The sequence below is a fragment of the Burkholderia lata genome, assembly GCF_902499335.1.
GTDB lineage: Bacteria > Pseudomonadota > Gammaproteobacteria > Burkholderiales > Burkholderiaceae > Burkholderia > Burkholderia lata_B.
On record NZ_CABVQK010000023.1, the window covers coordinates 33949 to 60590 of the forward strand.

Annotated in this window: 21 protein-coding genes; 17 read left to right on the forward strand and 4 right to left on the reverse strand. The window is 65.8% G+C overall.

Going from position 1 to position 26642, the window contains the following annotated elements; genetic code table 11:
• Nucleotides 1-10: 10 nt before the first annotated feature.
• Together BCO18175_RS38200 and BCO18175_RS38205 are read right to left on the reverse strand one after the other, a co-directional pair.
• Entirely contained in the window at nt 11-1168 is a 1158-nt protein-coding gene (locus tag BCO18175_RS38200) for an efflux RND transporter periplasmic adaptor subunit (RefSeq protein ID WP_174968577.1), read from the reverse strand.
• Between the two features lie 436 nt (nt 1169-1604).
• Nucleotides 1605-2744 (reverse strand): ATP-binding protein, encoded by a 1140-nt coding sequence (locus tag BCO18175_RS38205; protein WP_174988792.1) that lies wholly within the window; start codon nt 2742-2744, stop codon nt 1605-1607.
• 783 nt (nt 2745-3527) lie between these two features.
• On the opposite strand from BCO18175_RS38205, the gene BCO18175_RS38210 reads away from it, so the two are divergent.
• The 5 genes from BCO18175_RS38210 (at nt 3528) to BCO18175_RS38230 (ending at nt 8248) form a co-directional block, all read left to right on the forward strand.
• On the forward strand, nt 3528-4223 hold the full coding sequence (locus tag BCO18175_RS38210; protein WP_438820530.1) for a hypothetical protein: 696 nt from the start codon (nt 3528-3530) through the stop codon (nt 4221-4223).
• Nucleotides 4162-4911, forward strand: coding sequence for a TetR/AcrR family transcriptional regulator (locus BCO18175_RS38215; protein WP_174988795.1), 750 nt, complete (start codon nt 4162-4164; stop codon nt 4909-4911). Before BCO18175_RS38210 ends, BCO18175_RS38215 begins: the two co-directional genes overlap by 62 nt.
• Before the next feature lie 60 nt (nt 4912-4971).
• A complete protein-coding gene (locus tag BCO18175_RS38220; protein ID WP_174988797.1) occupies nt 4972-6450 on the forward strand; it encodes a flavin monoamine oxidase family protein in 1479 nt (492 codons plus the stop codon).
• The gene (locus BCO18175_RS38225; RefSeq protein ID WP_174988799.1) at nt 6451-7326 is read left to right on the forward strand and encodes a c-type cytochrome; all 876 of its coding nucleotides are present in this window, start codon (nt 6451-6453) and stop codon (nt 7324-7326) included. It begins immediately after the preceding gene.
• A 250-nt stretch (nt 7327-7576) separates the two neighbouring features.
• Nucleotides 7577-8248: a TetR/AcrR family transcriptional regulator gene (locus tag BCO18175_RS38230; RefSeq protein WP_174988801.1), complete on the forward strand. Its 672-nt coding sequence runs from the start codon at nt 7577-7579 to the stop codon at nt 8246-8248.
• 128 nt (nt 8249-8376) lie between these two features.
• Here the strand turns inward: BCO18175_RS38230 and BCO18175_RS38235 are convergent, their stop codons facing one another.
• Nucleotides 8377-9441 (reverse strand): thioesterase family protein, encoded by a 1065-nt coding sequence (locus BCO18175_RS38235; RefSeq protein ID WP_174988803.1) that lies wholly within the window; start codon nt 9439-9441, stop codon nt 8377-8379.
• A 261-nt stretch (nt 9442-9702) separates the two neighbouring features.
• Here BCO18175_RS38235 and BCO18175_RS38240 point away from each other — a divergent pair, with 261 nt between their 5' ends.
• The 11 genes from BCO18175_RS38240 to BCO18175_RS38290 all read left to right on the forward strand — a co-directional run bounded on the left by BCO18175_RS38240 (nt 9703) and on the right by BCO18175_RS38290 (nt 23706).
• Nucleotides 9703-11190, forward strand: a complete 1488-nt coding sequence (locus tag BCO18175_RS38240; RefSeq protein ID WP_174988805.1) for a flavin monoamine oxidase family protein — start codon at nt 9703-9705, stop codon at nt 11188-11190.
• Nucleotides 11191-11200: 10 nt separating this feature from the next.
• On the forward strand, nt 11201-11857 hold the full coding sequence (locus tag BCO18175_RS38245; protein ID WP_174988807.1) for a c-type cytochrome: 657 nt from the start codon (nt 11201-11203) through the stop codon (nt 11855-11857).
• Between the two features lie 34 nt (nt 11858-11891).
• On the forward strand, nt 11892-12581 hold the full coding sequence (locus BCO18175_RS38250; RefSeq protein ID WP_174988808.1) for a hypothetical protein: 690 nt from the start codon (nt 11892-11894) through the stop codon (nt 12579-12581).
• 573 nt (nt 12582-13154) lie between these two features.
• Complete coding sequence (locus BCO18175_RS38255; RefSeq protein WP_174988809.1) at nt 13155-13988, forward strand: phytanoyl-CoA dioxygenase family protein; 834 nt, start codon at nt 13155-13157, stop codon at nt 13986-13988.
• 18 nt (nt 13989-14006) lie between these two features.
• Complete coding sequence (locus tag BCO18175_RS38260) at nt 14007-14420, forward strand: RidA family protein (protein WP_174988810.1); 414 nt, start codon at nt 14007-14009, stop codon at nt 14418-14420.
• Between the two features lie 360 nt (nt 14421-14780).
• Nucleotides 14781-16145 carry a DUF1329 domain-containing protein gene (locus tag BCO18175_RS38265; protein WP_174988811.1) on the forward strand — a complete coding sequence of 455 codons (1365 nt, stop codon included), beginning with the start codon at nt 14781-14783 and terminating at the stop codon, nt 16143-16145.
• A gap of 80 nt (nt 16146-16225) precedes the next feature.
• Entirely contained in the window at nt 16226-18067 is a 1842-nt protein-coding gene (locus tag BCO18175_RS38270; protein WP_174988812.1) for a DUF1302 domain-containing protein, read from the forward strand.
• Between the two features lie 63 nt (nt 18068-18130).
• Nucleotides 18131-20491, forward strand: coding sequence for an efflux RND transporter permease subunit (locus BCO18175_RS38275; RefSeq protein WP_174988813.1), 2361 nt, complete (start codon nt 18131-18133; stop codon nt 20489-20491).
• A gap of 29 nt (nt 20492-20520) precedes the next feature.
• Nucleotides 20521-21486 (forward strand): WD40/YVTN/BNR-like repeat-containing protein, encoded by a 966-nt coding sequence (locus BCO18175_RS38280; protein WP_174988814.1) that lies wholly within the window; start codon nt 20521-20523, stop codon nt 21484-21486.
• Nucleotides 21487-21566: 80 nt separating this feature from the next.
• Nucleotides 21567-22940, forward strand: coding sequence for an NAD(P)/FAD-dependent oxidoreductase (locus tag BCO18175_RS38285; protein WP_254608241.1), 1374 nt, complete (start codon nt 21567-21569; stop codon nt 22938-22940).
• A 76-nt stretch (nt 22941-23016) separates the two neighbouring features.
• Nucleotides 23017-23706: a TetR/AcrR family transcriptional regulator gene (locus tag BCO18175_RS38290; RefSeq protein WP_174988818.1), complete on the forward strand. Its 690-nt coding sequence runs from the start codon at nt 23017-23019 to the stop codon at nt 23704-23706.
• A 15-nt stretch (nt 23707-23721) separates the two neighbouring features.
• Here the strand turns inward: BCO18175_RS38290 and BCO18175_RS38295 are convergent, their stop codons facing one another.
• Entirely contained in the window at nt 23722-24975 is a 1254-nt protein-coding gene (locus tag BCO18175_RS38295; protein WP_217483943.1) for a PucR family transcriptional regulator, read from the reverse strand.
• Nucleotides 24976-25115: 140 nt separating this feature from the next.
• Between BCO18175_RS38295 and BCO18175_RS38300 the strand changes: the two genes are divergently transcribed.
• Nucleotides 25116-26642: a flavin-containing monooxygenase gene (locus BCO18175_RS38300; protein WP_174988820.1), complete on the forward strand. Its 1527-nt coding sequence runs from the start codon at nt 25116-25118 to the stop codon at nt 26640-26642.

Here is a 26642-nt window from a genome sequence, read left to right on the forward strand (position 1 = left end):
TCCCTGTGACTCAGTGCGAGGAAGCGGTCTTGACCGCTTCAGGCGCTTTCCATGCGGTCGCCGTCACGGTCGCGCCGTCGCTCAGGCGCTCCATGCCTTCGACGACGACCTTCTGGCCCGCCTGCAGACCCGACTTGATGCGGTAGCTGCGGTTCGTCAGCTCGCCCACTTCGACGGCCTTCAGGTGCGCCTGGCTTTTCGCGTCGAGCACCCAGACCTGCGGCTTGCCGCCCGCGCGGACGATCGCCTGTTGCGGCACGGTCAGCGCGTTGTCGTAGTGCCCACGCGGGATGCGGGCACGCACGTACATGCCCGGCAGCAGCTCGCGCTTCGGGTTGTCGACCAGCACGCGCAGCAGCACGTCGCCGGTGCCCGGGTCGACGTTGACGCCCGAGAACAGCATGCGGCCCTTCACGTCGTAGCGTTTGTCGTCGTCGCGCAGCACGTCGACCGGCAGCCCGTTGCCCGCGCCGTCCGGCTGGGCCGCGAGCGCCCCGCGCAGCGATTCGAGCGACGCGGCCGGCTGGCGCACGTCCACGTAGACCTGGTCGATCTGCTGGATACGCGCCATCGGCTGGCTGTCGCTGCTCGCGACCAGCGCACCCTCGGTCACGAGGGCCTGGTCGATGCGGCCCGTGATCGGCGCCTCGACGGTCGCGAACTTCAGGTCGAGCTGGCGTCGCGCGAGCGTCGCGCGGGCTTGCGCGACGTCGGCGGCAGCCTGGTCGCGTTGCGACACCGAGTCGTCGTAGACCTGACGGCTGATCGCGTCGGCCTCGACCAGCGGCTTGAGCCGGGTGGTCTGCACCTTGGCCCGTGCGAGCGCGGCTTCCGCGCGTTGCAGGGCCGCCGCGGCCGTGTCCATGTCGGCCTTGAACGGCGCCGGGTTGATCTGGAACAGCGGCTGGCCGGCACGCACTTCCGTGCCCTGCTCGAACAGCCGTCGCTGCACGATGCCGCTGACCTGCGGCCGGATCTCGGCGATCCGGACGGCCGCAACGCGGCCCGGCAGGTCTTCGGTCAGGTCGAGACGCGAGGCTGCCAGCGTCATCGCCGCAACCGGGGTGGCCGGCGCGGCGGCCTGCTGTTCGGAGGGCCCGCAGCCCGCCAGCATCGCCGCCACCAGCGCGCACACGGCGCCGTAGCAGGCTCGTTTCTGATTCTTCATGTGGACTCCTTGGGACGCAGGCACCCATTGGCCCGCATTTTCGGTTCGCAGTGTGGATGCGCCCGATGGAGTTTTTTGTGCGGAAAGATGGAGGTTTGATGGAGGAGGCGAAAGAATCGCGAAAGGGGGATGCGAGGGCGGGTCGAGCCCCAGGATGGCGGGCTCGGGGACGACTGGGCGGTATCCGGAAGCGGGATGGGTGGCACGGGGATCGCGGAATGTCGCAATCGTCTAATGAAACGCCGGTGGCCGTGCGTGCCATCTGCATGCCCGGGCCGGTGCCCGGGGGGATGCTATTGCGAGGTTCGCTTCGGTGAGGGCGGCGTGCGCATCGCGCGGGCCACGGGCGCCTCCTGTTCAGCGGTGGCGGGCGTGTGCGCCGCGCCGCGGGGCGGCAGGCCGGCCCACGGGGCGCGTCGACCGCTTGCCGCGAGGCCTACCGTGGGTCGGGATCGAGGGTGCGTTGCGGGGCGAGCGCCGGGTCCTTCCGATCCGGCGCCGCCGCGCGCGCCGATACGGGGCTGTCGGGCCAGCGCAACTCGAACGCCGTGCCGCCGCGCGCGGTCGGGCGGCACGATGCTGCTCCGGCATGAGCCTGCGCAATGGCGGCGACCACGGCCAGCCCCAGGCCGCTGCCGCCTTTCTGGTTGGAATGCGTATCATCCACGCGCCGGAATGCATCGAAGATCCGGGCTGCGCAATCGGCGGGGATGCCCGGACCCTCGTCTTCGACCACCAGCTGGCACGCACCGCTTTCGACCCGCGTGTGAATGCGGATCGCGCCGGGCACCGCATAGCGCCGCGCATTCTCCAGCAGCGCGAGCAGCGCCTGGCGCATCCGGAACGGGTCGCAGTGTACGGGCCGCGTATCGAGATCGAGCACCATGTGTTGACCGGCCGCGGCCAGCGAATCCTCGAACATCTCGGCGACCGCCTTGACGTGCGTCGCCAGATCGGTCTCCTGGATGCTGACGCTCAGATGCCCGCTTTCGGCGAGGCTGATCACGCGGAGATCCTCGATCAGGCGCGTCAGGCCTTCCGCCTGGATCAGCAGGCTTCGGAACAGTGCCTCCCCCGGCTGGAAGACACCCTCCGCTAGCCCCTGCAACCGCCCGCGCAGGACCGTGACCGGTGTACGCAGTTCGTGCGCGATCGCGGCATTCCAGAATGCCTGTTCGTCCGTCATACGCTGCAGCTGGGTCGCGAGCGCATTGAAGTCGTCCGCGATCAGTGCGGCCTCGCGAATCGATCGATCGCCGGCGACGGCGCGCGCGGTCAGGTCGCCCTTGGCGACGCGGCGAATGCTGTCCGCGACCGAGTTGAGCGGCACGAGGATCTGATGCGCGAGCCGGGCAGACACGACAATGGCGATTGCGAGGCCGATCAGGAGCGTGGTGCCCAGCCATAGCCACTCGGGGTTCGACGGGAACCAGCTCGCCTGGTAGCAGATGTCGGTCCAGTACCGGAGCACCAGGTAGTAGAACGCATAGAGCGTCAGCACGACGACCAGCGTGATGCCGAGCGCCAGCTCCGCCATCGACACAGCGATCTTGCGGCCCAATCCTCCAAGCTTCATTTCGTGCTCCCAAGCGTGGTGTTGCGTCGATTCACGACGGGACAGTTGTGCGGCTGGATTGCCGTGGCGTCAGGGGAGAGGCGTGACCGGGGCGGGTGAACGGTGTACCGGTCAAGGGTTGCGGAAGTGGCGCGGAAGGGAGCGGCGCGCCTCGGTGTGTCGAGGTTTCCGGCGCCGGGTGTGCCGGAGGTGCCATGTCGCCCGGGACCGGAAAGGGGCGGGCTCGTATCGACGGGATCGCTCTCGACCGACAGGGACAGCGGCCGAACAGCTCGTCTTGCGCGGGACGGTATGGGTTCTTCAATCATGGTGTCCGCTTGGGATCCTGCTATTCACTCCATCGAATCGCAATATTACCGTACGAAATCGGCCACTCGATGACACGATGGTTCGGCGTGCGTTGGAACGCGCGGGACGCTGGCGTTACCGTGCGGCGCGGGCCGACACGCGTGTTGCCCGATCGGGTGACCGGGTGCCTCCCGGATGATTTCAAGTGATCCAGATGCTTGCGAGGCAGGGGAATACCCTGCTTTTTTTTATGAATAGTTGTTATGTATCATGACCTACATTGGGTAACGTTTTCTATCTTATGGATGCCCAAGGTGACTTGATCCGTCGGTGTCCGATGGAAGGGCGAGGATCGACGAAGGGTGTCGTGTGGTGTCGCTGCCGGTGCGAACGGGAAACATGAGCACACCGATGGACGTACGCAATCGAGTCGGGCGAGCGTTGATCCGGGAAGGAAATGAAGCATCGAACCGAATCGGTACTGGAAGTTTCATGATGGATCTCATATCTCCTGACATCGGGTTGTCCGTCGCCTTGCTGGCATGGGCGACAGGCACCTACGGCCTGAAGTTCGTCCGGAAGCGCAACCCGCTGCTCGGCGTCGCCTGGTGGGTCGTCACCGCTTCGTCCATCAATGCGCTGGTTTTCATGGCGACGGGCTGGTCATGCTCGTCCGGCATCGCGCATTTCCTCGACATGTTCACGCGAGGGTTCGGCATCCCGGTGATTGCGGCTGCCGGCATGATGGCCGTCACGCACGAATACCGGCCGATGGCCCAGCAGGTCGTCATGTTGTTCGGGATGGCCGTGGTGGGAACGATGGCGCTGATGACGCTCGAATTCGTCGATATCGTCCTGCCGTATTTCTATGTCGCGATGTGGGCGTTGCTGGCGCTCTATCTGGTTTATTTCGTCGTGCGGTTGTTGCGTGCGGGCGAAGCGTTGCATGCGATGACGACGACACTGGCGCTCGTGCTGTCGCTGGTCGTCGCGTACGTCGACGACCTGTACGAGATGCCTGGCAACGCGAACGGCGCCGTATTCGGCTTTCCCGTGCTGGCGTTGCTGACGTGGTCATATTTCGCGGTCGCGATCTATTACGCGTACTGCGCGCTGGAACGGAAGCGTCATGTCGAAAGGACCGGGGCTTCACGCGTGCTCCGGTGGCATGAATTTACCTCATTCGAATAGGAATCCTGACATGAATGAGGATCTGCAAGCGTGTGAAAAACCCGGCGTGGATCAGTCGGTGCATGCGGTGAAGCCGATGCCTCCGCGCGGAAAGAAAGGCGATGGCGAGACACGGGAGCGTCTGCTGAAAGCAGCACGCACGATCTTCGCCGAAAGAGGTTATGCGGCGACGAGCATCGAAAGCATTGCCGTCGCGGCGGGCTATACGCGTGGCGCGTTCTATTCGAATTTTCGCGACAAGACCGTCGTGCTGCTCGAACTGTTGAAGCGCGATTACGAAGACGTCGAGCGTGCGCTGATGCGCATCGTCGAGGCGCGCAACAGCCGCGAGGCGACGGAGCGCGCGATGCACACGTACTTCAGGAAGCGCTATCGCCAGCCCGACGCCTGCGTCATGTGGATGGAAGCGGCGCTCCTGTCGAGGCACGATCCGCCGTTCCGTGTTCAGTTCAATGCGTTTTTGAAAGAGCGGCGGGAAGGGAGCGCGGCATGCGATCGCGTGCTCGACGAGCCTGTGGACGTGCGGCTGCCGTTGCCGGTCGAGTTGCTGACGCTCGGCCTGACGGGGCTGGGCGACGACGTGTTGCCCGACGGCGCGAGCGGACGGTGGCACCTGACCGACGCATGGGTCGACGCGGCGGTGACGCGGGTGTTCGCGGGCAGCCCATGCGACGCGTCGATGGAATGACCGCGCGATCGCGGCGAGCCGGTGCAAGGACAAACTGACGAGGATGGAAGGAATATAAAAATGAATCGCAAACCCAGGCCGGATACCCAGACCCGGCGCAACATATTGCGCCTCGCAGCGGTAGGCGCTGCGTCGCTCGCGGCCGGCGAAGTGTCGATCGCGCAAGCGGCCAACGCAGTCACCAAAAACGACGGCGTGCTCGACGTCGCGATCATCGGCGCGGGCCTCGCGGGGCTGACCGCCGCGCGCGACCTGAAGCGTGCCGGATGTGAGTCGTTCGTCGTGCTCGAGGCGCGTGATCGCGTGGGTGGGCGCACCTACAACCACGACCTCGGCGGCGGGAGAATCTCCGAAGCCGGCGGTCAATGGTTCGGTCCCGGCCAGACGGCGATCGTCGATCTCGCGCGCGAGCTGAACGTCGATACCTTCGATACCTACTACGAGGGCAAGACGGTGTTCCTCGCGGACGGCGCCCGGGTAGCCCAGGACACGCACGGTACGGTGGGCGGCAACCCCACGATCGCGGCCCGGCTCAACGCGATGGCGAAGCACGTGCCTTCGGCGGCACCGTGGAAAGCACCGAATGCGGCGGCGCTCGACAAAGTGTCGCTGGGCGCGTGGCTCGCGCAGCAGGGCCTCACCAACGAGGAGAAATTCTCGTTCAGCCTGGCGGCCCGGTTGTCGCTCGGCACCGCGCCGGCGCAGCTCGGCTTGCTGCACTACCTGGCGACGATCAACAGCGCGAACAGCGACTACGACCAGCTCGAGTCGATCAAGGGCGGCGCACAGGAGTCGCGCTTCGTCGGCGGTTCGCAGGTGCTGAGCATCAGGATGGCGAACGAACTGGGCGAGCGGGTGAAGCTGTCCTGCCCGGTGCGCAGGATTGCCGGCTGGAATCGCGAGGTCGTCGAGCTCCACACCGACCAGGGCGTCGTGCGCGCGCGCCGCGTGATCGTCGCGTTGAATCCGGCGCTGTGCAACCAGGTCGTGTTCGACCCGCCGCTGCCGGACGGTCGCGCGCAGTTGCAACGCCTATGGCCCGCCTACGCGCCGATGCGCAAGACGGTTCACGTCTACGACCGGCCGTTCTGGCGGGACGACGGTTGCAACGGGCAGGTCATCCCGGTCAACGGTCCGCTGCTGTGGGCCTATGACAACTCGCCGCCGGACGGTTCGATCGGCGTCATCAATGGCTTCATCGCACCGGGCGCGCTCGCGAGCGACGCGAAGGTGGCGGAGCAGACGCTTTCCGCGATCTACGCGCAGGCGCTCGGCGACAAGGCGCTGCGCCCGACGCAGTTCCACGATTACGACTGGGGCAAGGTGGACCCGTGGTCGCTCACCTGCATTCATCCGATTCCGCCCGGCTTCTGGACCAAGTGGGGCGAGTACCTGCACCCGCCGGTCGGGCGGCTGATCTGGTCGGGAACGGAAACCGCCGACATCTGGGCCGGCGCAATGGATGGTGCGGTGCGTTCGGGGCATCGCGCCGCACTGCAGGTATTGGGTGCGCTCGCGCATCGGACGACGGAGGCTTGAGTGAAGCGAGCATTGATCATCGGTGTTGTCGTGGTGGCTGCGGTGTCGGCGGCCGGCGTGCTGTTCGGGCGCGATCTGTACGGCTATTACCGCTTCGGGAAAGTGCTGGACGGCGAGGTCGACGCGCGCCAGGCCGATGCCGGCCCGTGGCCTCAGCCGCAGGAGACGTGTTTCATCTGTCACGGCCCGCGCGGGCAGTCCGGTAACGGCGGATATCCGGCGCTGTCCGGCCAGCCGGCGGCCTATATCGAGGCCCAGTTGCGCGCGTTCGCCGGCGACCGGCGGCCGGACCCGTACATGGGGCCGCTGGCGCGCGGGATGGACGAGAAACAGATGAAGCTGCTGGCCGATTATTTCTCGCGCCAGGCACCGGTGCAGAACGAGAAGATCCGCGTCGACGCGGCGCTCGCCGCGCGCGGCATGTCGGTGGTGCAGGCGAGGAGCTGCGTCGCCTGTCATGGCGCGGACCTGACGGGCAACGAGCGCGCGCCTCGCCTCGCGGGGCAGGGCGAGGCCTATCTGGCGGACCAGCTCGTCGCGTTCCGCGCGGGCAAGCGGCATGACGAGACGGGCGCGATGAATGGTGTGGCCGCCGCGTTGTCGGACGACGACGTCCGGGCCGTCGCGCATTATCTGGCGAGTATCGCCCCGACGCACAAAGCGGCCGCGACTGCGGCGGTGGATCGTGCGCCGCGCCTCGCGAATCATGACGAGGCGGATCTGGTGAAGCAGATCACGGCCATCAAGACCGGGAATCGTGCGGTTCCGGCCAGTGCGATGCATGCCGCGGTCGGCAGGTTGTCCGGTGACGACATCCGTGCCGTGGCGTACTACCTCGCCAACGTGTCTTCCGGGCGCGACGGCGGCGTCAGGTAACGCTGGGAGAAGCGCGGCGATCCCGCCGGCTCGTTGCGGTGACGCGGGCGGTCGGTAGCGCCGCGGTGGAACGCGCGGGCTCGGCGCGGCCCCGGCCGCCGCGACGAATGGTGGAGGCGGCCGCCGGCCATCGAGCGGCGGCGCCCCGGATGGAAATTGGTGTCGGCATCGGGTATAGTCGTTCGCGACCGGCGTAACGCCGGTCCAATCACATCAGGAAGGCGGGAACGCCCAGATCACGACGGAAGCGATGACAGTGCCTATTGAGCAACCGACCAGGAAACGGCGCACATCGAGTGCTGCACCCACCGGCGCGCAGCCCGAAGGCCTTCGGGCCCAGGGCGTTCGGACGCGCAAACTCATCGTGCGCGTGGCGCGGAAACTCCTGCTCGAGGGCGGCGCGCTGGAGTTTTCCCAGCGTGCGGTCGCGCAGCGCGCCGGCATCAGCGTCAGCAACCTCCAGTACTATTTCCCGACGCGGCTCGCCGTGCTGCGCGCGGTCATGGAGCCCGAGATCGAGGCATACCTGACCGCGCTGAAGCGTGCGCTCGAAAGCGGCGCATCGCCGCGTGAAACGCTCGATGCATTGCTCGGGATGGCGCTCGAGAATGCGAAGGACGTCAAGGGCACGGCCCTGTGGGCCCACTTCATGTCGTTCGCGTCGATCGATCCCGAATGCGCGCGGCTGATCGACGAATGGTATGCGTCCTTGACACAAGCCATTACCGCGCTCGTCCGTTCCGTGAATCCGGGCCTCAAGGCGGCAGACGGTGAGCAAGTGGCGATGCTGCTCGTCGCGATGGCTGACGGGCTGGCACTCCAGTACACGATGGGGCGGCAGACGGAGGGGCTCGATGCGAGGTTCCTGGCGTCGGTGTACAGCCTGGTGGAAGGCAAGGCGTCCGGCGGCAAGAGCCGATAGCGGCCGCGGCCTGGCCAGGTTACACAGGAAGACAGGGCATGCCCCTGTCTTTTTTCTTTTGTCGCCGCCGTGTGCAATACCGCGTGGCGGGCGCCTCGTTTCGCAATCGCGGCGCGCAGGGCGGTCATTCAGCTTGCCGGCGACGGGTTGCCGAGCGTCCCACGGAATTTCGCGAGCTGACGCGATTCCGCCACGAGTTGCCCGCCCGTATCCCGCAGTTCACCGTCGATGACCAGCAGGCCGTTGCGGACCTCCTTCGTCACGAAGCGTGCGTGGATCGGCCCGGGACCAGGGTTGGCCTTGACGTGTACCGCATATTCGATCGTCGGCACCGATCCCCACTCGGCGCGATCGATGATGTTGTAGATCGGCGGCGGGAACGCATCTGCGAAGAGGGGCAGCGACGCGAGCGTCGGCGATACTTCGTCATCCATAGAAATCCATCCTTCGATGGTCGCTGTGTGTTCCGGCCCGCTGTTCTGTAATGCCCCGGGTGCGAGGCGCAGGTCGAACTGCGAGATGAACGACCGCATCGGTTCCGGGATCGCCAGCGTGTCGATGTTCACGCATGCGTGATAAGGCGTGGCGGGCAGCTGCGGCCCCGCACAATGCGACGCCGTGGCGCCGGTTGTCCGGGAGAAATCGGTGAACGTCGCCACGTAGAACGCCTTGAGTTCGTCATCCTGAATCAACGACAACGTCGCGCGCGACAGGCTTTTCGTCGATCCAAGTTCAACGATGCGGGCCATTGCGGGGCCGGCAACGGGATGGCCGAGAAAACTCGCGTTGATCGACAGCAGGTCGGGATGCGCGCTTCGGCCGGCGAGTGTTTCGGCTGCCAGCCTGGTGAGGTAGCCCCCGTTCGGATAGCCGAGGACGTTGAATCGGGACGAGATATCGACGGGTATTTCCGCGCAGGCGCCTGACATTCCTGTTCCCATGAAGCAAGGCCCCGTCGACGACGCGGGGAGCCGGATTGAGCGGCACGAGCGCCACGCCGCGGAAGCCAATTGCTGCCGCACATGGGGGCCGGCGCATGCGCGCCGTGCGGCGCTGTCATTGCGCGCGGATCGATGCGTTTTCTCGCGTGAATTCGTGGCGCCAAGCATAGCGGGCGCGTGTGCCGCATTGAAGTTTATTTTGTGAATCGGCACGTATTCGTGCGATGAATGATCGGCATTGAACGTCGTCATGTACAAGCGTGTACCGGTTCTCCGAAGGCAGGGTTATCCCCTGTCTTTTTTTTATTCCGATTATATGTATCATGACCTACGTTTGTCACATATTCCTACAAATGGATTGCATGGTTCGTCGACTTGCCTTGCGCCACGAGCGGGGCAGGGATGACAGCCGCACTCCGATCGGTTCGGAACGACGTGCCGAACGGGCCGCCTATCGTTCGTCATCCTGATGGACGGCTCCCGAGCGACTTTCATTGCAGTAGCCAACACACCATGCCAAAGAAGTCTTTCCCCAATCAAGCAGCCGATCCGCATCGGCGGCAGTGGCTCAAGTACGCGGGTGCGTCAGCCGCTGCCGTGGGCACGCTCGCGATCGGCGCACGGCAGGCGAGCGCCGGCGAAGGCGGCACGTCCGGCAATCCGGGCGACGTGCTCGATGTGGTCATCATCGGCGCGGGGCTGGCCGGACTGACGGCCGCACGCGATTTGCGCCAGGCCGGTTGCGAATCGTTCGTGGTGCTCGAGGCGCGCGACCGCGTCGGCGGCCGGACCCTCAACTACAACGTGGAAGGCGGATACGTCACCGAGGTCGGCGGGCAATGGATCGGGCCGGGCCAGACCGCCGTCGCGGATCTCGCGCGCGAGCTGGAGGTCGGCACGTTCCCGACTTACTACGAAGGCAAGACGGTCATCCTGGGTGGTGAAGGGCGCGCGACAGTCGACCTGAAGGGCACGTTCGGCACCGACGAAGCCATTGCCGCGAAGCTCAGCAAGATGTCGCGCGACGTGCCGTCGGGCGCGCCGTGGGCGTCGCCCCGGGTCGGCGAGCTGGACAAGCAGTCGGTTGGCGACTGGCTGGTGACGCAGGACATCAAGCCCGAGGACCGGGTGGGTTGGGAAGGCTCGTGCACGCTGTCCGGCGGCGTACCGCCGGCCCGGATGGGGCTGCTGCACTTCCTGTCGATGATCAATTCGGCGAGTTGCGACTATGCGCAGCTCGACTCCATCAAGCACAGCGCGCAGGAAACGCGCTTCATCGGCGGCTCGCAGGTTCTCAGCACGAAGATGGCCGGGCAACTGGGCGACAAGGTGCGCCTGTCGACCCCGGTTCGCAGGATCTCCAACTGGGATCGCGACATCGTCACGCTGCATACCGACCGCGGCGACTGGCGTGCGCGCAAGGTCATCATGGCCATTCATCCGGCCCTGTGCAACCAGGTGCGGTTCGAGCCGCCGTTGCCCGAGAAGCGCGCGTCGCTGCAGCGCGCGTGGCCTGCTCACTCGCCGGCGCGCAAGACCGCGATGGTCTATCGGCGTCCGTTCTGGCGGGAGAAGGGGCTGAACGGCCATATCTTCCAGGCCGGCGGGCCGGTCATCTGGGCCTTCGACAATTCCCCGCCCGGCGGCGAGATCGGGATCATCAATGCATTCATCCGGAACGCGCTGGTGCCGACGGACCGCAAGGCCGCGCAACGCATGCTCGCGGAAATCTATGCGCAGGCGTGGGGCGATGACGCGTTGTCGCCCGTGTCGTACCACGACCACGACTGGAGCCGGGTCGACCCGTGGACGATCACGTGTGTTTCCGCGATTCCGCCGGGCTTCTGGAGCGCGCATGGCGCCGGGCTGCATTTGCCGTGCGGCAACCTGATCTGGTCGGGGACCGAAACCGCGAACATCTGGGCGGGCTACATGGATGGTGCCGTGCGGTCGGGCCACCAGGGCGCATTGCAGGCACTGAACGGCTTGCGCCGCGCATAGGAGAGCCATCATGAAAAAACGCATTGTGCTCGCCGTCGCGGGGCTCGTCGCCGTGTCGCTCGCCGTCTTCGGGCCGACCCTGCTGGATCTGTATCGCCTTCAACAGTTCGTATCCGCGTCGGAAGACGCCTACCGTGCCGACGGCGGCCCGTGGCCGCATCAGACCGATACCTGCCTCGGCTGTCATGGCGTCAAGGGCACTTCGCTCGAGCAGGGCTATCCGAGCCTCGCGGGGCAACCGGCGTCGTACGTGGCGGCCCAGCTTCACGACTTCGCGAGCGGCAAGCGCGTGAACCCGAACATGGCGCCGCTGGCGATGAGCCTGAGCGAGACCGAGATCCAGTCGCTGGCCGATTACTACGCACGGCAGCCGGCCCGCCGCAACCGCTACTTCGACGCGGATCCGCAACTGGCGGCGCAGGGCAGGCAACTGGTCGAGAAGGCGGCATGCGCCGCATGTCACGGCGCGCGCCTGACGGGCCAGGCGCAGTTCCCGCGTCTGGCGGGCCAGGGGCACGACTATCTGCTCAAGCAGATGGACGCGTTTGCCGCCGGCACGCGCACCGAAGCGACCGGCACGATGCAGCGCGTCACCGCTGCCTTGTCGCAGAAGGACCGTGAGGCCGTCGCCCAGTACCTGGCGAGTTTGAACCCGGAGAAGGAATGATGAACCGTATGCAATCGGAATGGAGTGTTTGATCATGGACAGCAGATCGCTCGTGCTTTGCCTTGCCAGTGGGTTGCTGGCGACTACGACGGCCATCTACGGCTGCAAGTTTCTGAAGAAGCGGAACTACCTGCTCGGGATCGAGTGGCTGATCGTGACGGTTTCCTCGTCGAATGCGTTGATCTATTTCGCGACTCAGTACGAGACTTCGGGGCTCATCTCGCATTTTCTGGATGCGTTTTCACGGGGCTTCGGGATGCCGATCGTCGCCGTCGCGGGCCTGATGGCCGTGACGCGCGGCTACAAGCCCTCGGGGCGCCAGGATGTCTTGCTGTTCGGGATTTCGGTCGTCGGCACCGTCGTGCTCGTGTCCGGTCTCGTCGCCAAGGAGTTACCGTACTTCTATGTCGCGATGTGGGCATTGTTGACGATCTATCTCGCCGGTTTCGTCCGGAAATTGCTGGCGGCCGGCGAGCGGTTCCATGCGATGACTTCAACTATTGCAATGGTGACGTCGTTCGCGATCGCGTGCATCTACGATTTCTATCCGATCCCGGGAGACGCACACAACGTCGTGCTCAATTTCTATGTGCTGGCGCTGGTGACGTGGTCCTACCTGACGGTCGTGCTCTATTACGCCTACTGCGCGCTGGAGCGAGCAGCCCAGGCGCATGACGCCAGCCGGTTCCGCTCGACACGGAATGCGGGTCGTCGTCTCGCGTAAGCGCACGGCGGTACGCATCGGGACGATGGCGGTGCTCGGTGACACCCGCCGGGGACGGCCATCGAGTCGCCGGACCGTGCCGGGCTGAATCGCTCCGGGACGTATGGCGGCCGGCGGCGTGCGTGGCCGGCGGTGTGCCGGAGCGGCGCGCGTGGACATCGGCCCTCGCGTATCCATGAATCTTCATGGGGTGGTTTCGACATCGATACTTCGTCAACCTGAATACATCGTTATCCGAATTTATTTTGGATTGACGGGTATCGGGATGGGGCAGGCATCGACGCGTGAAGGGCGTCGAGTAATCGTCACATGAAAGAGGGGCGTTTGCCCCTCGTCTGATCTTTCGTTGGGCTCGTCAAGCGGCGCGCCAGCCGGCGCGTGGCCTCGCACGGCCGGTGGCAGAGCGGCCGTCGTCCCACTTGATCCACGCATGGAATCCGCACCGGGAATACCCTCTCTTTTTATTTCGTTCTAAATTTATCATCATTACCTAACATTGTTATTCCGAACTACTTTTGACGCACGACCGGGCACCCGTCAGCAGAGCGGGTGCGAACCAACAGGAGGTGACAGATGGACGATGTCAAGCGCAAGGCTTTCGCAGAGGACGGTGCGGTTCTGATCGAAGGTCTGTTGAACGAGGAACAACTGGCTCAATGCCGGCTCGCGTTCGACTGGGGGATTGAAAATCCGGGACCGATGGCGTCGAGTATGCTCGACGGCACCGATTTCCGGTCGCATGTCGACAACGCGAATCCGTACGCGAAGGAACGGCTCGACGAGCTGGTCGGCACGCTGCCGCTCGGCCGGTTGTTCGCCGACCTGTGGGGATCGAAGCACGCGTGGTATTTCGCCGAGGAACTCTTTCTGAAGCAAGGCGGCAAGGGCGCGCGCTCGTTGTGGCATCAGGACACCTCGTACCTGCCGTGGTCCGGGATGCACTTCGGCAACGCGTGGATCAGTTTCGAGGCGGTCCCCAAGCGCAACGCGCTGGAAATCGTCAGGGGCTCGCATCGTGGCGTGCGTCATGACGGCACCACGTTCCAGAACGCCGACGATCCCACCGAGCCGCTGCACGGCGGCGGCATCTGGCCGCGGATGCCGGACATCGAAGCCGAGCGCCGTGCCGATCCCGGCAAGTACGACATCCTTTCGTGGGCCACGCAGCCGGGCGACGTCCTGCTGCTGCACCCCGGCGTGCTGCACGGCGGCGGCGTGGTCGACCCGGCTTTTCCCGATCGCCACACCCTCGTGCTGCGCTTCTTCGGCGACGACGCCACGTTCAGCCCGCTGCCGGACAACAGTGCGTCCGGCTTTACGCCGGCGGGGATCCTGTTCGTCGAGGAAATCGCGTCATTGAAGGCGGGCGACCCGTTTCGCGCGCCGTGTTTCCGTCAACTCATCTGAATCCGGAGGATTCCCGTCATGGCAACAACCAGCAAGCGTCAACCGATCATTCCACCCGGGTTCAAGGCGTGGTACGACACCTATCACTTCGCCCCGGCAACGCGGGTGGGCGACACGATCTGGGTCTCCGGCCAGGTCGGAATCGGCGCGGACATGAGGCCGGGTGACGGCGTGCAGGCTCAGGCACGGATCGCGTTCGAATCGCTGAAGGCGATTCTGGTCGAGGCGGGCGCGAGTCTTGCCGACGTGGTGGAGCTGACGACTTTTCATACGGATCTGCGCGCGGAGGTCGAAGCCTTCGGCGCGGTGAAGGACGAATACTTCCCGGATCGCTACCCGTCGTGGACAGCGGTCGGGGTGACGCAGCTCGCGCTGCCCGAGCTGTGCGTCGAAGTGCGGGCGGTGGCAGTGGCCGGGTCGGGCGCGCTTTGAGCCGGTTGTCGCACCGTTAGTTCGGGCGGGGCGGCGGCCGCGAAGAAAGGAACGGTTCGCAGCCGCCGCATCCGGCACTCGAGGATCGTTCGGCCGGATGTGGCGAGCCCCCGAACCGGAGATGGATGGGGCGCGTATGGATTGAAGCAAGTCGGGCATCAGAACACGCAATATATTTCGGATGACTTACAACATGACGTGTATCGGCGAACCTCATGCCGGACGCGTCGCGATCGCGAAAGTCTCGCGAAGTCTGGCCAGGGGGCGGTGCATTCACCGCGCGAAACCGCAACGAAACGAACACCTGTCGCCCGCCAGCCGCGCAACCGGTGAATGAAAGCAGAGTCTCGGAAGGAGAGCATGATGAAGAAGCATACGATCGGAGCCGTGTCCGCAATCGCGGCTGCGTTGCTGATGATGGCCGGAAGCGCGATGGCCGACGATCTCACCCCCATGGGCGCCGAACGCGGCGCGAACAAGGACGGTTCGATTCCTGCTTTTGCCGGCAGACAGGAGCCGCAATCAGGCTGGGAATACGGCAAGACACGGGGCGATTTCTGGAAGCACCGGAACGAGAAGCCGCTTTATTCGATCGATGCCGCGAACGTCGACAAGTACGCGAGCATGCTGTCGCCCGGCCAGGTCGCCTTGATCAAGCAGCGCAAGGGCTACCGGATGGACGTCTATCCGTCGCACCGCGAGTGCCAGCTGCCGGATTTCGCCGAGCAGAACACGAAGGCCAACCTGACGGCCGCGAAGCTCGCGTCGGACGGAGAGACGCTCGAGGCGGCAGTCCTGCCCGGCGTGCCGTTTCCCCAGCCGAAGACCGGCGCCGAGGCGATCCTGAACTACGAGAACCGGTATCGGGGCATCGGCATCGAATGGCCGCTGGACGTCACGACCATTTCGCCGCGTCCGGGCGGCGGAGAATGGATCGACGCGATCGGCCCGCAGGTCTTCCATTTCCCGTCGGGCAAGACGGGCAAGAACGCGCCGAAGGACGTCGACCAGCTCAGCCTGGCCGCGTATTTCTCGGCCACCTCACCGGCTGCGCTGGCCGGGCAGGCATTCGTGCAGCGCCAGTATTTCAACAAGGATTCGGAAACCTACTACTACTTTCCCGGCCAGCGCCGCGTGAGACGCATGCCGGCCTACACGCACGACGCACCGCTGATCGGTTTCGAGAACCAGTATCTGATCGACGAAGCCAACATGTTCAACGGCTCGATCGACCGGTTCAGCTGGAAGCTCGTCGGCAAGCGCGACATGCTCGTGCCGTATAACGCCTTCGGCATGTACAAGTTCAAGAGCAAGCTGCATGACGTCGCCACGCCTGACGGCATCGCGTCGGCGAACCGGCGCTACGAGATGCATCGCGTGTGGGTCGTCGAGGCGACGGTCAAGCCGAGTGCGCGTCACGTCGCATCGAAGAAGGTGTTCTACCTGGACGAGGACAGCTGGCTCGCGCTCGTCGGAGAGGACTATGACGCGCAGGGCAAGCTGTGGAAGGTGCGCGAGAGCTACCCGATTCCGGTCTGGGAGCTGGGCGGCGCGTGCGACAACGAGCCGATGGCGCAGTACGACGTGCTGAACGGGCGCTACGTGTTCGATTCGTCGACGATCGGCCAGGGCAAGGATATTCGCTGGCACCAGGAGAACAGCGATCCGCACTTCAAGTCCGATTTCTTCACGGCGGAATCGCTGAGATCGGTCAGCGAACGCTGATTGCCGTAGTCATATAAAAAGAATGGGTCCGACGTGCGCGCTCGCGCCGTCGGCATCGGGTCTGGAGATGGGGTAGGGCGATGAAAGCAAGCAACATAGTTAGGCATACTACGGTGTCGATTGCAATGCTGGGTGCGGCGACATCGACTGCGTACGGGTACGATTTCACGCTCGGGGACGGCAGCGTCCAGGGGTCGTGGGTGACCAATCTCACCGCGGGCGGCGGGATCCGGACCAAGAGTCCAAGCTGCTCGCTGACCGGGGATCCGAACGCGTACGGTTGCGGCGCGGCCGCCAATACGAATCAGTGGGGCTATGGCGACGAAGGCGATCTGAACTACCGCAAGGGGCAGCCGTTCAGCACCTACGTGAGTGCGACCAGCGAGCTGCTGCTGAAGATGCCGAGCGAAGGGCTCAAGTTCATGGTGCGCGGCACCGGCATGTACGACTTCCTTGCCGGCAGAACGGCCAGGACGCCGCTGTCGAGCACGGCCGCCGCGCAGGTGGTGTACAACGCGCAACTGCTCGATCTGTGGGCGCAGAAGGATTTCACGATCGACGGGCACAGCGCGCACGTCCGGCTCGGCAACCAGGTGATCAACTGGGGCGAGAGCATGTTCGCGCAGAGCGGCATCAACGCGACCAACTCGCTCGACACGCAGAAACTGCTGATCCCGGGCTCGCAGCTCAAGCAGGCGCTGCTGCCGGCGCCGATGCTGAGCCTTGCGGCCGATCTGTCCCACGGCTTCAGCACCGAGGCCTACTACCAGTTCCAGTGGAACGGCAACCGCTTTCCGCCGGTCGGGTCGTACTGGTCGCTGGCGAACGTCATCGGCCGCGGCGCCGAACCGTTCACGATCAACGCGAACAACCCGAACCTGGCCGGCCCAGGGGTGGGCACGATCGCCAATGCGATCGGCGGCGGGGCCGCCGCCGGCAACCAGGACACGCTGAACGCGATCAAGAACGGGCTCGTGAACGGCGCGTTCGCCGGGCCGCCGTTCAACGACCTCGGCATTCCGGTCACCACGCAGCTGCCCGCGAAATACCGGCCGCAGTTCGGCGTGAAGTTCAATTATTCGCCGCGCGCGTTCGATGCGAACTTCGCGTTCTACTACCTGAACTACACGGATAAATCGCCGGTGCTGTCGACGCTGGCCAACGGCACCGCGCAGTGGTCGTATCTGCAGAACCGGCAGCTGTTCGGCGCGAGCGCGAACTTCGGGGTCGGGCCGTGGGCGATCGGCACCGAGTTGTCGTACCGGCCGCGCGATGCGGTCGCGCTGTCGAGCTGCTACGGCGCGGGCGGCCCGACCGACCTGATCACGAACGGCGTGCAGGGTGTCAACTGCCAGCAGTGGGCCGACAAGAAGAAGTTGCAGCTCGACGTCAACGGGATACTCGCCCTGACGCGCAGCGAGTATCCGTTCCTGAAGCTGATCGCCGCGGATTCCGCGACGCTGACCTGGGAACTCACGTGGATCTACTACCCGGGCCTCGGTTCGGACGTCACGCGCACGGTTGACGGGCAGCCGGTCACGCAGGTGCCGGCAACCGGCTATTTCCCGTGGCTGAACAACAACTCGGGCCTCGGCTACCCGATCACGCAGGGGCAGGGCACGTCGAGTTCGGTGGGCGCGACGATCGACTTCAACTGGACCTATGACGGTTCGCTGATTCCCGGCTGGCAGGTGACGCCGGGCGTGACGTTCAGCACCGGCCTGTACGGCTACACGCCGACCTTCACCGCGAACTACATGCAGGGCGCGAAGTCGGTCAACGTCTACGTGCTGTTCAACCACAATCCGCCGAAGTGGCAGGCGGGTATCAACTTCGCGGCGTTCTTCGGCGGCCATCAGTCGGTGGGGAATCCGTATGCGGATCGCAATTTCGTCGGTGTGTTTGCTACCCGGAACTTCTGACGGGTGCAAGCGGGAGCGAGTGCGCGTGTCGGGCATCGCCGGAAAACATGAAGGGGTCATGCAGTGCTTAATCGTCTGGTCAGCCGCCTTGAAAGGCTCTTCTTCGGTCATCGCGCGATCGTGCTCGCGGCGATCGGCCTGTTCACAGTCGCGATGGGCGTGTTCGCGCTGCAACTGCGCATGGATGCCGGCTTCGAGAAACAGATGCCGATCGGCCACGAGTACATCCGCACGTTCCAGCAATACCGGAACGACCTGCTCGGCGCGAACCGGATTACCGTCGTCGTGCGCGCGAAGCACGGTTCGATCTGGACGCCGGACGGCCTGACGCGGCTGTACAAGGTCACGCAGGCCGTGACCTACCTGCCGAACGTCGACCGGATCGGCGTGCGCTCGTTGTGGACGTCGAACGCGTTCGTCAACGAGATCACCGACGAGGGTTTCCGTGCGGAGCCGATCATCTCCGGCACGATCACGCCGGATCAGCTGACGCCTGCGATCGTCGAGAAGATCCGCCGCGCGACGACGCTGGGCGGCTATGTCGGCACGCTCGTGTCGCACGGCGAGGACAGCGCGATGATCACGGCCGAGCTGAACGAGCGCGACAGCGCGGGCAAGGTGCTCGACTACGTCGCGTTCAATCACCTGCTGGAGCAGAAGATCCGCCAGCCGTTCGAGGATGCCGGCTACGACGTCCAGGTCATCGGCTTCGCGAAACAGATCGGCGACATCGCCGACGGCGCGAAGGCCGTGCTCGGCTTCTGCGCGATCGCGCTGCTGCTGACCGCGCTCGCGGTGTACTGGTATTGCCACTCGCTGCGCTTCACCGTGCTGCTGATCGCGTGCTCGCTGACGTCGCTGGTCTGGCAGTTCGGCACGCTGAAGCTGCTCGGTTTCGGGCTCGACCCGCTCGCGGTGCTGGTGCCGTTCCTGGTGTTCGCGATCGGTGTGTCGCACGGCGTGCAGCAGGTGAACTTCATCGTGCGCGAGATTTCGCACGGGCACAGTTCGTACGAGGCGGCGCGGCGCAGCTTCAGCGGGCTGCTGGTTCCGGGCGTGCTGGCGCTGATCACCGCGTTCGTGTCGTTCATCACGCTGCTGCTGATCCCGATCCCGATGGTGCGCGAGCTGGCGATCACCGCGTCGCTGGGCGTGGCCTACAAGATCGTGACCAACCTGATCCTGCTGCCGGTGGCCGCGTCCTGCTTCAACTTCACGAAGCGCTATGCGGACAGCGCGCTCAAGCGCGGCGAGCGGCGCTCGGCATGGCTGCGCCCTCTGGCGCGTATCGCGCAGCCGAAGTACGCGGGCGCGACCGTCGCCCTGACGCTCGTCGTGTTCGCGCTGGCCGCGTGGCAAAGCCGCGACCGTGTGATCGGCACGTTGCAGCCGGGCGCACCGGAGCTGCGCGCGGATGCGCGCTTCAACCGCGACGCGACGTCGATATCCGGCAGCTACGACATGGGCCTCGACTGGCTGACGGTGGCGATCGAGTCGGCCGGCAAGGCCTGCGACAACCCGGCGGTCGGCCTGTATGAAGACGATTTCGCGGCCGCGATGCGCACCGAGCCGGGTGTGGTGTCGGTGCAGTCGTACTCGGGCATGCTGCGCGCGTACAACCAGGGCTACAACGAAGACTATCCGAAGATGAACGTCGTGCCGATCGACCCGGAGAACTACGGCGCGGTGTCGGTCGACGTCGGCCGCGTGAAGGGTTTCATGAAGGCCGACTGCACGATGTCGGCGGCGCACCTGTTCCTGACCGACCACAAGGCCACGACGATCAACCGGATTCTCGACGACGTGAAGCAGTATCGCGCGTCGCATCCGTTCCCCGGCATTACCGTGCGTCTCGCGGCCGGCAACGCGGGCGTGCTGGCGGCGACCAACGAGGAAGTCGCGGGCAGCGAGCTGCCGATGATGCTGTACGTGTACGGCGCGATCCTGATCCTCGTGTTCCTCGCGTACCGCGACTGGCGCGCGATGATCGCGTGCTGCGCGCCGCTGTCGGTCGCGACCTTCATCGGCTACTGGTTCATGAAGGAACTGCAGATCGGGCTGACGGTGGCAACGCTGCCGGTGATGGTGCTGGCGGTGGGGATCGGCGTCGATTACGCGTTCTACATCTACAACCGGCTGCAGGTGCATCTCGCGAGCGGGCAGACGATCGTGAAGGCGGTGCAGCACGCGCTGCTCGAAGTCGGTGTCGCGACGATCTTCACGGCGATCACGCTCGCGATCGGCGTGGCGACGTGGAGCTTCTCCGCGCTGAAGTTCCAGGCCGACATGGGCAAGCTGCTGGCGTTCATGTTCCTCGTCAACCTGTTGATGGCGATGACCGCGCTGCCCGCACTGGCCTCGGTGCTGGAGCGCCGGTTCCCGCGCCGCAAGCCGGCCCGCGCGCCGGGGCTCTTCAGCCACTGACGCCCGCCCACTTTCATGGAGATCTCCAGATGATCAAGACGCTCGTTGCCTGTATCGCGCTGTGCGCTGCCACTGCCGCATTCGCGCAATCCCGCGGAACCGTCGCGGAATGGGCCGCGAAGCCGGCCCACGCGTGGCCCGCGCCGACGCACATGATGCTGACGGACGCGACGCGCGCCGGCTCGCGGGTCGTCGCCGTCGGCGACCACGGCATCGTGGTGCTGTCCGACGACGACGGCAAGACCTGGCGGCAGGCGCGACGCGTGCCCGTTGCCGCGACGCTGTCGGCCGTCGCGTTCGCCGATGCGCGGCACGGCTGGGCCGTCGGCCAGTGGGGGACGATACTCGCGACCGATGACGGCGGCGAAACCTGGACGACGCAGCGCAGCGACACGTCGGTCGACCAGCCGCTGTTCTCCGTGCTGTTCACGACGCCGCAGGACGGGCTCGCGGTCGGCCTGTGGTCGCTGATGCTGCAAACCCGTGACGGCGGCAAGACCTGGGCGAAGGTGACGCTGCCGAAGCCGCCGGGCGGCGGCAAGGCGGACCGCAACCTGTATCACGCGTTCGGCGATCACAAGGGCGCGCTCTACATCTCGGCCGAGCAGGGCACCGTGCTGAAGTCGACCGACGGCGGCGCGAACTGGAGCTACCTGCAGACCGGCGGCAAGGGTTCGCTGTGGACCGGCGTGGCGCTGCCGGACGGCCGCGTGGTGGTGGGCGGCCTGCTCGGCAGCCTGTACCAGAGCAGCGACGGCGGCGCGAGCTGGACGGCCGTCGACAGTCGCACGCGGAGTTCGATCACCGATCTGGTGGCGGCAGGCGACGGCCTGATCGGCGTCGGGCTCGATGGGCTGGTATTGAAGCAGCCGGCGGGGGCGGCAACGGTCGAGGTCGCGCAGCGTCCGGATCGCGCAACGCTGACCGCCGCGCTGCCCGACAAGGCCGGCACGCCGATCCTGTTCTCGCAGGATGGCGTGCTGACGTCTCGCTGATTGCAACCAGAAACGCACGGGGTTCCCTCCCGTGGCACGAAATGGACGAGGAAGACATGAGCGATTCGCGATACGAAATGATGGATGATGCGATCGGGCGTGCGTCACGGCTCGACGCGGCTCGGGCCGACGGTGCGCTGCGAGCGTACCGGCCCATCGGTGGATGGATCGAGCAGCCGCACGATCTGCAGCCACAGCTGGAAGGCGACATCCGCGCGGATGTGATCGTCGTCGGCGCCGGCTTCGCGGGCCTGAACACCGCGCTGGAGCTGACGGCGCGTGGCGCCAGCGTCGTCGTGATCGAGCGCGAGTTCGCGGGCTTCGGCGCGAGCGGGCGCAACGCCGGCTATCTGGCGGGCGGGCAGGGGCTCGAATACGATCTGTTCGTGAAGCGCGTGGGGCGTGAGCAGGCCAAACGGATCGTCGGCTTTTACGACGAAGGTGTCGGCTACGTCGAGCGCAAGCTCGTCGAATACGGAATCGACTGCGACTACCGCGCATCGGGCATCATTCGCGCCGGCGTGCATCCATCGCAGGAGAAGCGCCTGCGCGAGAACATGGAGGCCGGCATCGCGCTCGGCTCGCCCGCGCGGTTTCTCGACGGCGCGGCGATGCGCGCGCGCGGGATTCCGCCGGCGTTCCTGTTCGGTTGTCATGTTCCTGGCGGCGGCACGCTCGATCCCGGCAAGTACGTGACGGGCCTGCGGCGCGCGGCGCTTGCCGCGGGCGTGCGGCTCTACGAGCACACCGCGCTGCTCGATTTCGACGCGGGCGAGACCGTGCGGATCCGGACGGCGCGCGGCAGCGCAAGCGCGCCGGCCCTGGTACTCGCCACCAATGCGTATACGCCGCAACTCGGCATGCTCGGCAACAAGGTGATGCCGTTGCGGGTGTCGGCGCTCGAAACCGCGCCGCTCTCCGATGCGCAACTGGCGGCGCTGGGCTGGCCGAATCGCGAAGGGATCGTGACACCGCACCTGACGATGGAGAGCCACCGGCTCACCGCGCGCAATACGCTGTTGGTGACGACCAAGCGGCTCGATTACGTGTATGGCTCGCGCACGCCGAACGTGCCGGACGAAGCCGCTTATCGCGCGCTGCTGGCGACGCTGCGCGCGCGTTTCCCGCAACTGGGCAACCTGCCGGTGCGCGCATGCTGGAGCGGCTATATCTCGGTCGCGAGCGACGCGTTGCCGGTGGTCGGCGCGACCGGCGCGCACCGTAACGTGTTCCATACGGCCGGATGCTCGGGGCACGGAGTGGGGACGCAGTCGCTGATCGGGCAGTTGCTGGCCGACCGGATCAGCGGGGCGGAGTCGCCGCTCCTCGACGCTCTGACGCACCGGACACCCGCCATGCCGCCGGAGCCGTTGCGATGGTGCGCGATCAAGGCCGTGCTGGGCATGGCGAACCTGCTGGACGAACGGGTGAACCGTCACGCGCGGCGCGGATAGCAACGCGCGCCACGGTTGCCACGATGCATGGCGCGCCGGGACGGACTGCCGGCACGCCACCTTCACGACGAATACGATGACCACCGCACCCAAAGCGCAACACGACAGCAGGAAGCGCCGCGCAGCGAGCGCCGCTTCGGCCGGAGGCGATCTCGACGGCTTGCGGGCCCACGGCCTGCGCACGCGCGGCACGATCGTCCGTGTCGCCAGGAAACTGCTGCTGGAAGGTGGCCCGCTGTCGTTTTCGCAGCGTGCGGTCGCCGCCGGCGCCGGCATCAGCGTGAGCAATCTGCAGTACTACTTCCCGACGCGGCTGGCCGTGCTGCGGGCCGTGATCGAGCCGGTCATCGATGCGTACCTGGGCGAGCTGAAGCGCGTGCTCGACAGTGACGCATCGCCGGACGACGTACTCGAACGCTTGATGGAACGCTCGCTTCGCGACGCGAAGGATGCGCAATACGGCGCGCTGTTCAGGCATTTCCTGTCGTTCGCGGCGATCGACCCGGAATGCCTGAAGCTGTTCGACGAATGGTACGGCACGCTGACACGCGAGGTCGCGAAGCTGTTGCGCGCCGTCAATCCGGCGTTCGATGCGGCCGACAGCACGCACGTCGCCACGCTGTTGATTGCCATGGCGGACGGCTTGACGTTGCAATCCGCGAAAACGCGAGATACGCCGGGGCTCGGCGCGATGTTCATGGAAACGACCCGCTGCTTCATCTACGGAAAGCGGAGCGGCCAGGGCGGCGATCTGCCGCCGAAGTAGGAGGCGCGGCGCCGGTCAAGCGGTATCGCTGGCGACCCAGTACAGCACTTCCAGCGCGGCCGCGACGTGCAGGCGCTGTTGCGCGAGCGGGCGGGGCAACAACGACTCGGCACGCTCGAGCCGGCGCAGCAGCGTATTGCGGTGGACGTGCAGTTTTTCGGCCGCGTCGGTCACGCTGCAGCCTTCCGCGAGAAAGGCACGCAGCGCGTCGCGCAGCGACACGTCGGCGGTGGCCAGGCCGCCGAGCGTGTTGGTGATGAACTGGTGGAGGGACTCCATATGATGGGTCATCAGCGAAATCAGGCTCATGCTGTCCGCATGCACCACGCCGACGCCGGCGTGCAGCCTGCCGAGCAGCCGCTGCGTCGCCAGTGCGTCCAGGTGGCCGCGCCGGAACCCTTCCATGCCGTTCCCGGCGGTCGCGACGGCCATGTGCACGCCGGGCAGCGCGCGGATCGCGCGCTGCAACGCGGGCATGTCGAGCGGCTTGCCGTCGTGATACGTCCAGACCCACAACGTCGCGGTGTTCGCGACGACGACCAGCGCATTGCGTGTGCCCGCGCATTGGCCCAGCGCATCGGCCGCCCGCTCCAGCAGCCCCAGCTCGATATCCGCTTCCTCGCTCCAGACGATCGCGGCGTGATGGCGTTGCTCCAGCGTATAGCCCAGGCGCCGGCTGGCCTCTTGCGCGCTGATCGTCGTGCCTTCGACGATCAGCGTGACCAGCTCGCGACGGTCGGCGTGGGTGCCGCGCAGTCGCGCCTCGCGCTCGGCGTGCATGAATTCGGCCATGCCGATCATGTTGGTGTCGATGAAGGCCGCGATCGAACGCGACGACACGGCCAGAAACTCGCGCAGCTCGACCGGGTCCTGGGTCAACGTAAACGCGAGCTCCATCCAGCGCTGCCACACGACGCTCTGCGACGATCGGGCCGCGACGAACACGAGGTCGCTCAGGCCGCGCCGCACCAGTTCCTGCGCACTGCTGAGCATGTCGGCGGACAGGTAGCGGGACACCGGCGCACAAGGGTTCTCGAGGTTGGCGGTTGCCCAGTGAATCAGCCCGTTGCGGTTGATCCGCCGTACGGCCGCCGCGAGCACGGGGTCGCTCATCGTCGGGCTGGCCGCCACGTTCTCCTTGTCCAGTTCCTGCAGCCATTCCGTCTGCACATTCAGCGCGATTTCCGCACCCTGGCGCATCAGTTCCCGAATGCGCGGCGAAGGCAATGGCCAGGTCGGCTGGGCGGTGTGAGCGGGGGGCTGGGACATGACGGAGTGCTATCCAAACGAAGAGGTGCAAGTTGCACTCATTGTATTCGCATGCGGTGCATTCGACACCTTGTTCGACCCGATTCGGTTAATGAAAATAACGTCACAGAGCGCATTTCGACGCGAACAGGAGACACACCGTGACCGTACACCCCCTTCCGTCCATCGAGCACGTGGATGTGCTCATCGTCGGCGCCGGCCTTTCCGGGATCGGTGTCGCTCGTCAACTCGAGACGGACCGTCCCGGTACGTCCTACATCATCCTGGAAGCGCGCGCCGCGACCGGCGGCACGTGGGACCTGTTCCGCTATCCGGGCATCCGCTCCGACTCGGACATGCATACCTACGGTTACGGTTTCAAGCCGTGGGCCGACAAGAAGGCGATCGCCGGTGCGGATGCGATCCTGTCGTACCTGAGAGAGACGGCGACCGAGTACGGGATCGATCGTCACATCCGCACGAACCACAAGGTGATCCACGCATCGTGGTCGAGTGCGAAAGCGTTGTGGAGCGTCGAAGTCGAGCGCGTCGATACGGGCGAACGCAAGACGATCGTGGCCAAGTGGTTCTTCAGCGCCGCCGGATTCTATCGCCACGACGAAGGCCATACGCCAAAGCTCGAAGGGATCGAGCATTTCGGTGGCCCGGTGGTCCATCCGCAGCACTGGCCGGAAGATCTCGACTACAGCGGCAAGCGCGTGGTGGTGATCGGCAGCGGCGCCACTGCGGTCACGCTGTTGCCGGCCATGGCCGGCAAGGCCCGGCACGTCACGATGCTGCAACGCACGCCCACCTACGTGGTGAGCCTGCCGGCGGAAGACCTCATCGCCAATACGCTGCGCAAGGTGATGCCGCATACGTGGGCGTACGCGCTCGTGCGGCGCAAGAACATCGCGATTGCGCGCTTCATCTGGCACTTCTGCCGCACGCGTCCGAAGGCGGCGAGGCGCCTGATCCGCTTCCTGAACAAGCGCCAGTTGCCGAAGGGCTACCCGGTCGATGTCCACTTCAACCCGCCGTACAACCCGTGGGACCAGCGTCTGTGTGCGGTGCCGGATGGCGATCTGTTCAAGTCGATCCGCGACGGCCGTGCGTCGGTCGTGACGGACCGCATCAAGACCTTCACGGAAACGGGCATCGTGCTGGAATCCGGGCAGACGCTGCCCGCCGACATCATCGTCACGGCGACGGGGCTCAACATCCGGTTCTTCGGCGGGATCAAGCTGACGGTGGACGGCGAACCGGTGGAGCTCCGCGACAAGGTGGCCTTCAAGGGGATGATGCTCAGCGGCGTGCCGAATTTCGCGTTCTCCATCGGCTATACGAATTCGTCGTGGACGTTGAAGGTCGGGCTGCTGGCCGAGCATTTCTGCCGCGTGCTCGCGCATATGGAGCGCGGCGGCTTCGCGACCTGCGTGCCCGAACTGCCCGCCGCCGACATGCCGACGCGTCCGCTGCTCGATTTCGGCGCCGGCTACGTGCAGCGCGCGATCGGCAGCCTGCCGCGCCAGGGCCCGGGCACGCCGTGGGTCATGTCGATGGACTATCACCTCGATGTCCGGATATTGCGGCACGGTTCGGTCGATGACCCCTGCCTGCGCTTCCGGCAGGCACCGGCCGCAGGCGGCACGGATCGTGTCGAGTCGCGTCGCGCTGTCGGAGGATGA

Coding starts and splice junctions, on each gene's coding strand:
- BCO18175_RS38200 (WP_174968577.1), bottom strand. CDS start 1,168: ATGAAGAATCAGAAACGAGCCTGCTACGGCGCCGTGTGCGCGCTGGTG.
- BCO18175_RS38205 (WP_174988792.1), bottom strand. CDS start 2,744: ATGAAGCTTGGAGGATTGGGCCGCAAGATCGCTGTGTCGATGGCGGAG.
- BCO18175_RS38210 (WP_438820530.1), top strand. CDS start 3,528: ATGGATCTCATATCTCCTGACATCGGGTTGTCCGTCGCCTTGCTGGCA.
- BCO18175_RS38215 (WP_174988795.1), top strand. CDS start 4,162: ATGTCGAAAGGACCGGGGCTTCACGCGTGCTCCGGTGGCATGAATTTA.
- BCO18175_RS38220 (WP_174988797.1), top strand. CDS start 4,972: ATGAATCGCAAACCCAGGCCGGATACCCAGACCCGGCGCAACATATTG.
- BCO18175_RS38230 (WP_174988801.1), top strand. CDS start 7,577: ATGACAGTGCCTATTGAGCAACCGACCAGGAAACGGCGCACATCGAGT.
- BCO18175_RS38235 (WP_174988803.1), bottom strand. CDS start 9,441: ATGACGACGTTCAATGCCGATCATTCATCGCACGAATACGTGCCGATT.
- BCO18175_RS38240 (WP_174988805.1), top strand. CDS start 9,703: ATGCCAAAGAAGTCTTTCCCCAATCAAGCAGCCGATCCGCATCGGCGG.
- BCO18175_RS38245 (WP_174988807.1), top strand. CDS start 11,201: ATGAAAAAACGCATTGTGCTCGCCGTCGCGGGGCTCGTCGCCGTGTCG.
- BCO18175_RS38250 (WP_174988808.1), top strand. CDS start 11,892: ATGGACAGCAGATCGCTCGTGCTTTGCCTTGCCAGTGGGTTGCTGGCG.
- BCO18175_RS38255 (WP_174988809.1), top strand. CDS start 13,155: ATGGACGATGTCAAGCGCAAGGCTTTCGCAGAGGACGGTGCGGTTCTG.
- BCO18175_RS38260 (WP_174988810.1), top strand. CDS start 14,007: ATGGCAACAACCAGCAAGCGTCAACCGATCATTCCACCCGGGTTCAAG.
- BCO18175_RS38265 (WP_174988811.1), top strand. CDS start 14,781: ATGATGAAGAAGCATACGATCGGAGCCGTGTCCGCAATCGCGGCTGCG.
- BCO18175_RS38270 (WP_174988812.1), top strand. CDS start 16,226: ATGAAAGCAAGCAACATAGTTAGGCATACTACGGTGTCGATTGCAATG.
- BCO18175_RS38280 (WP_174988814.1), top strand. CDS start 20,521: ATGATCAAGACGCTCGTTGCCTGTATCGCGCTGTGCGCTGCCACTGCC.
- BCO18175_RS38285 (WP_254608241.1), top strand. CDS start 21,567: ATGGATGATGCGATCGGGCGTGCGTCACGGCTCGACGCGGCTCGGGCC.
- BCO18175_RS38290 (WP_174988818.1), top strand. CDS start 23,017: ATGACCACCGCACCCAAAGCGCAACACGACAGCAGGAAGCGCCGCGCA.
- BCO18175_RS38295 (WP_217483943.1), bottom strand. CDS start 24,975: ATGTCCCAGCCCCCCGCTCACACCGCCCAGCCGACCTGGCCATTGCCT.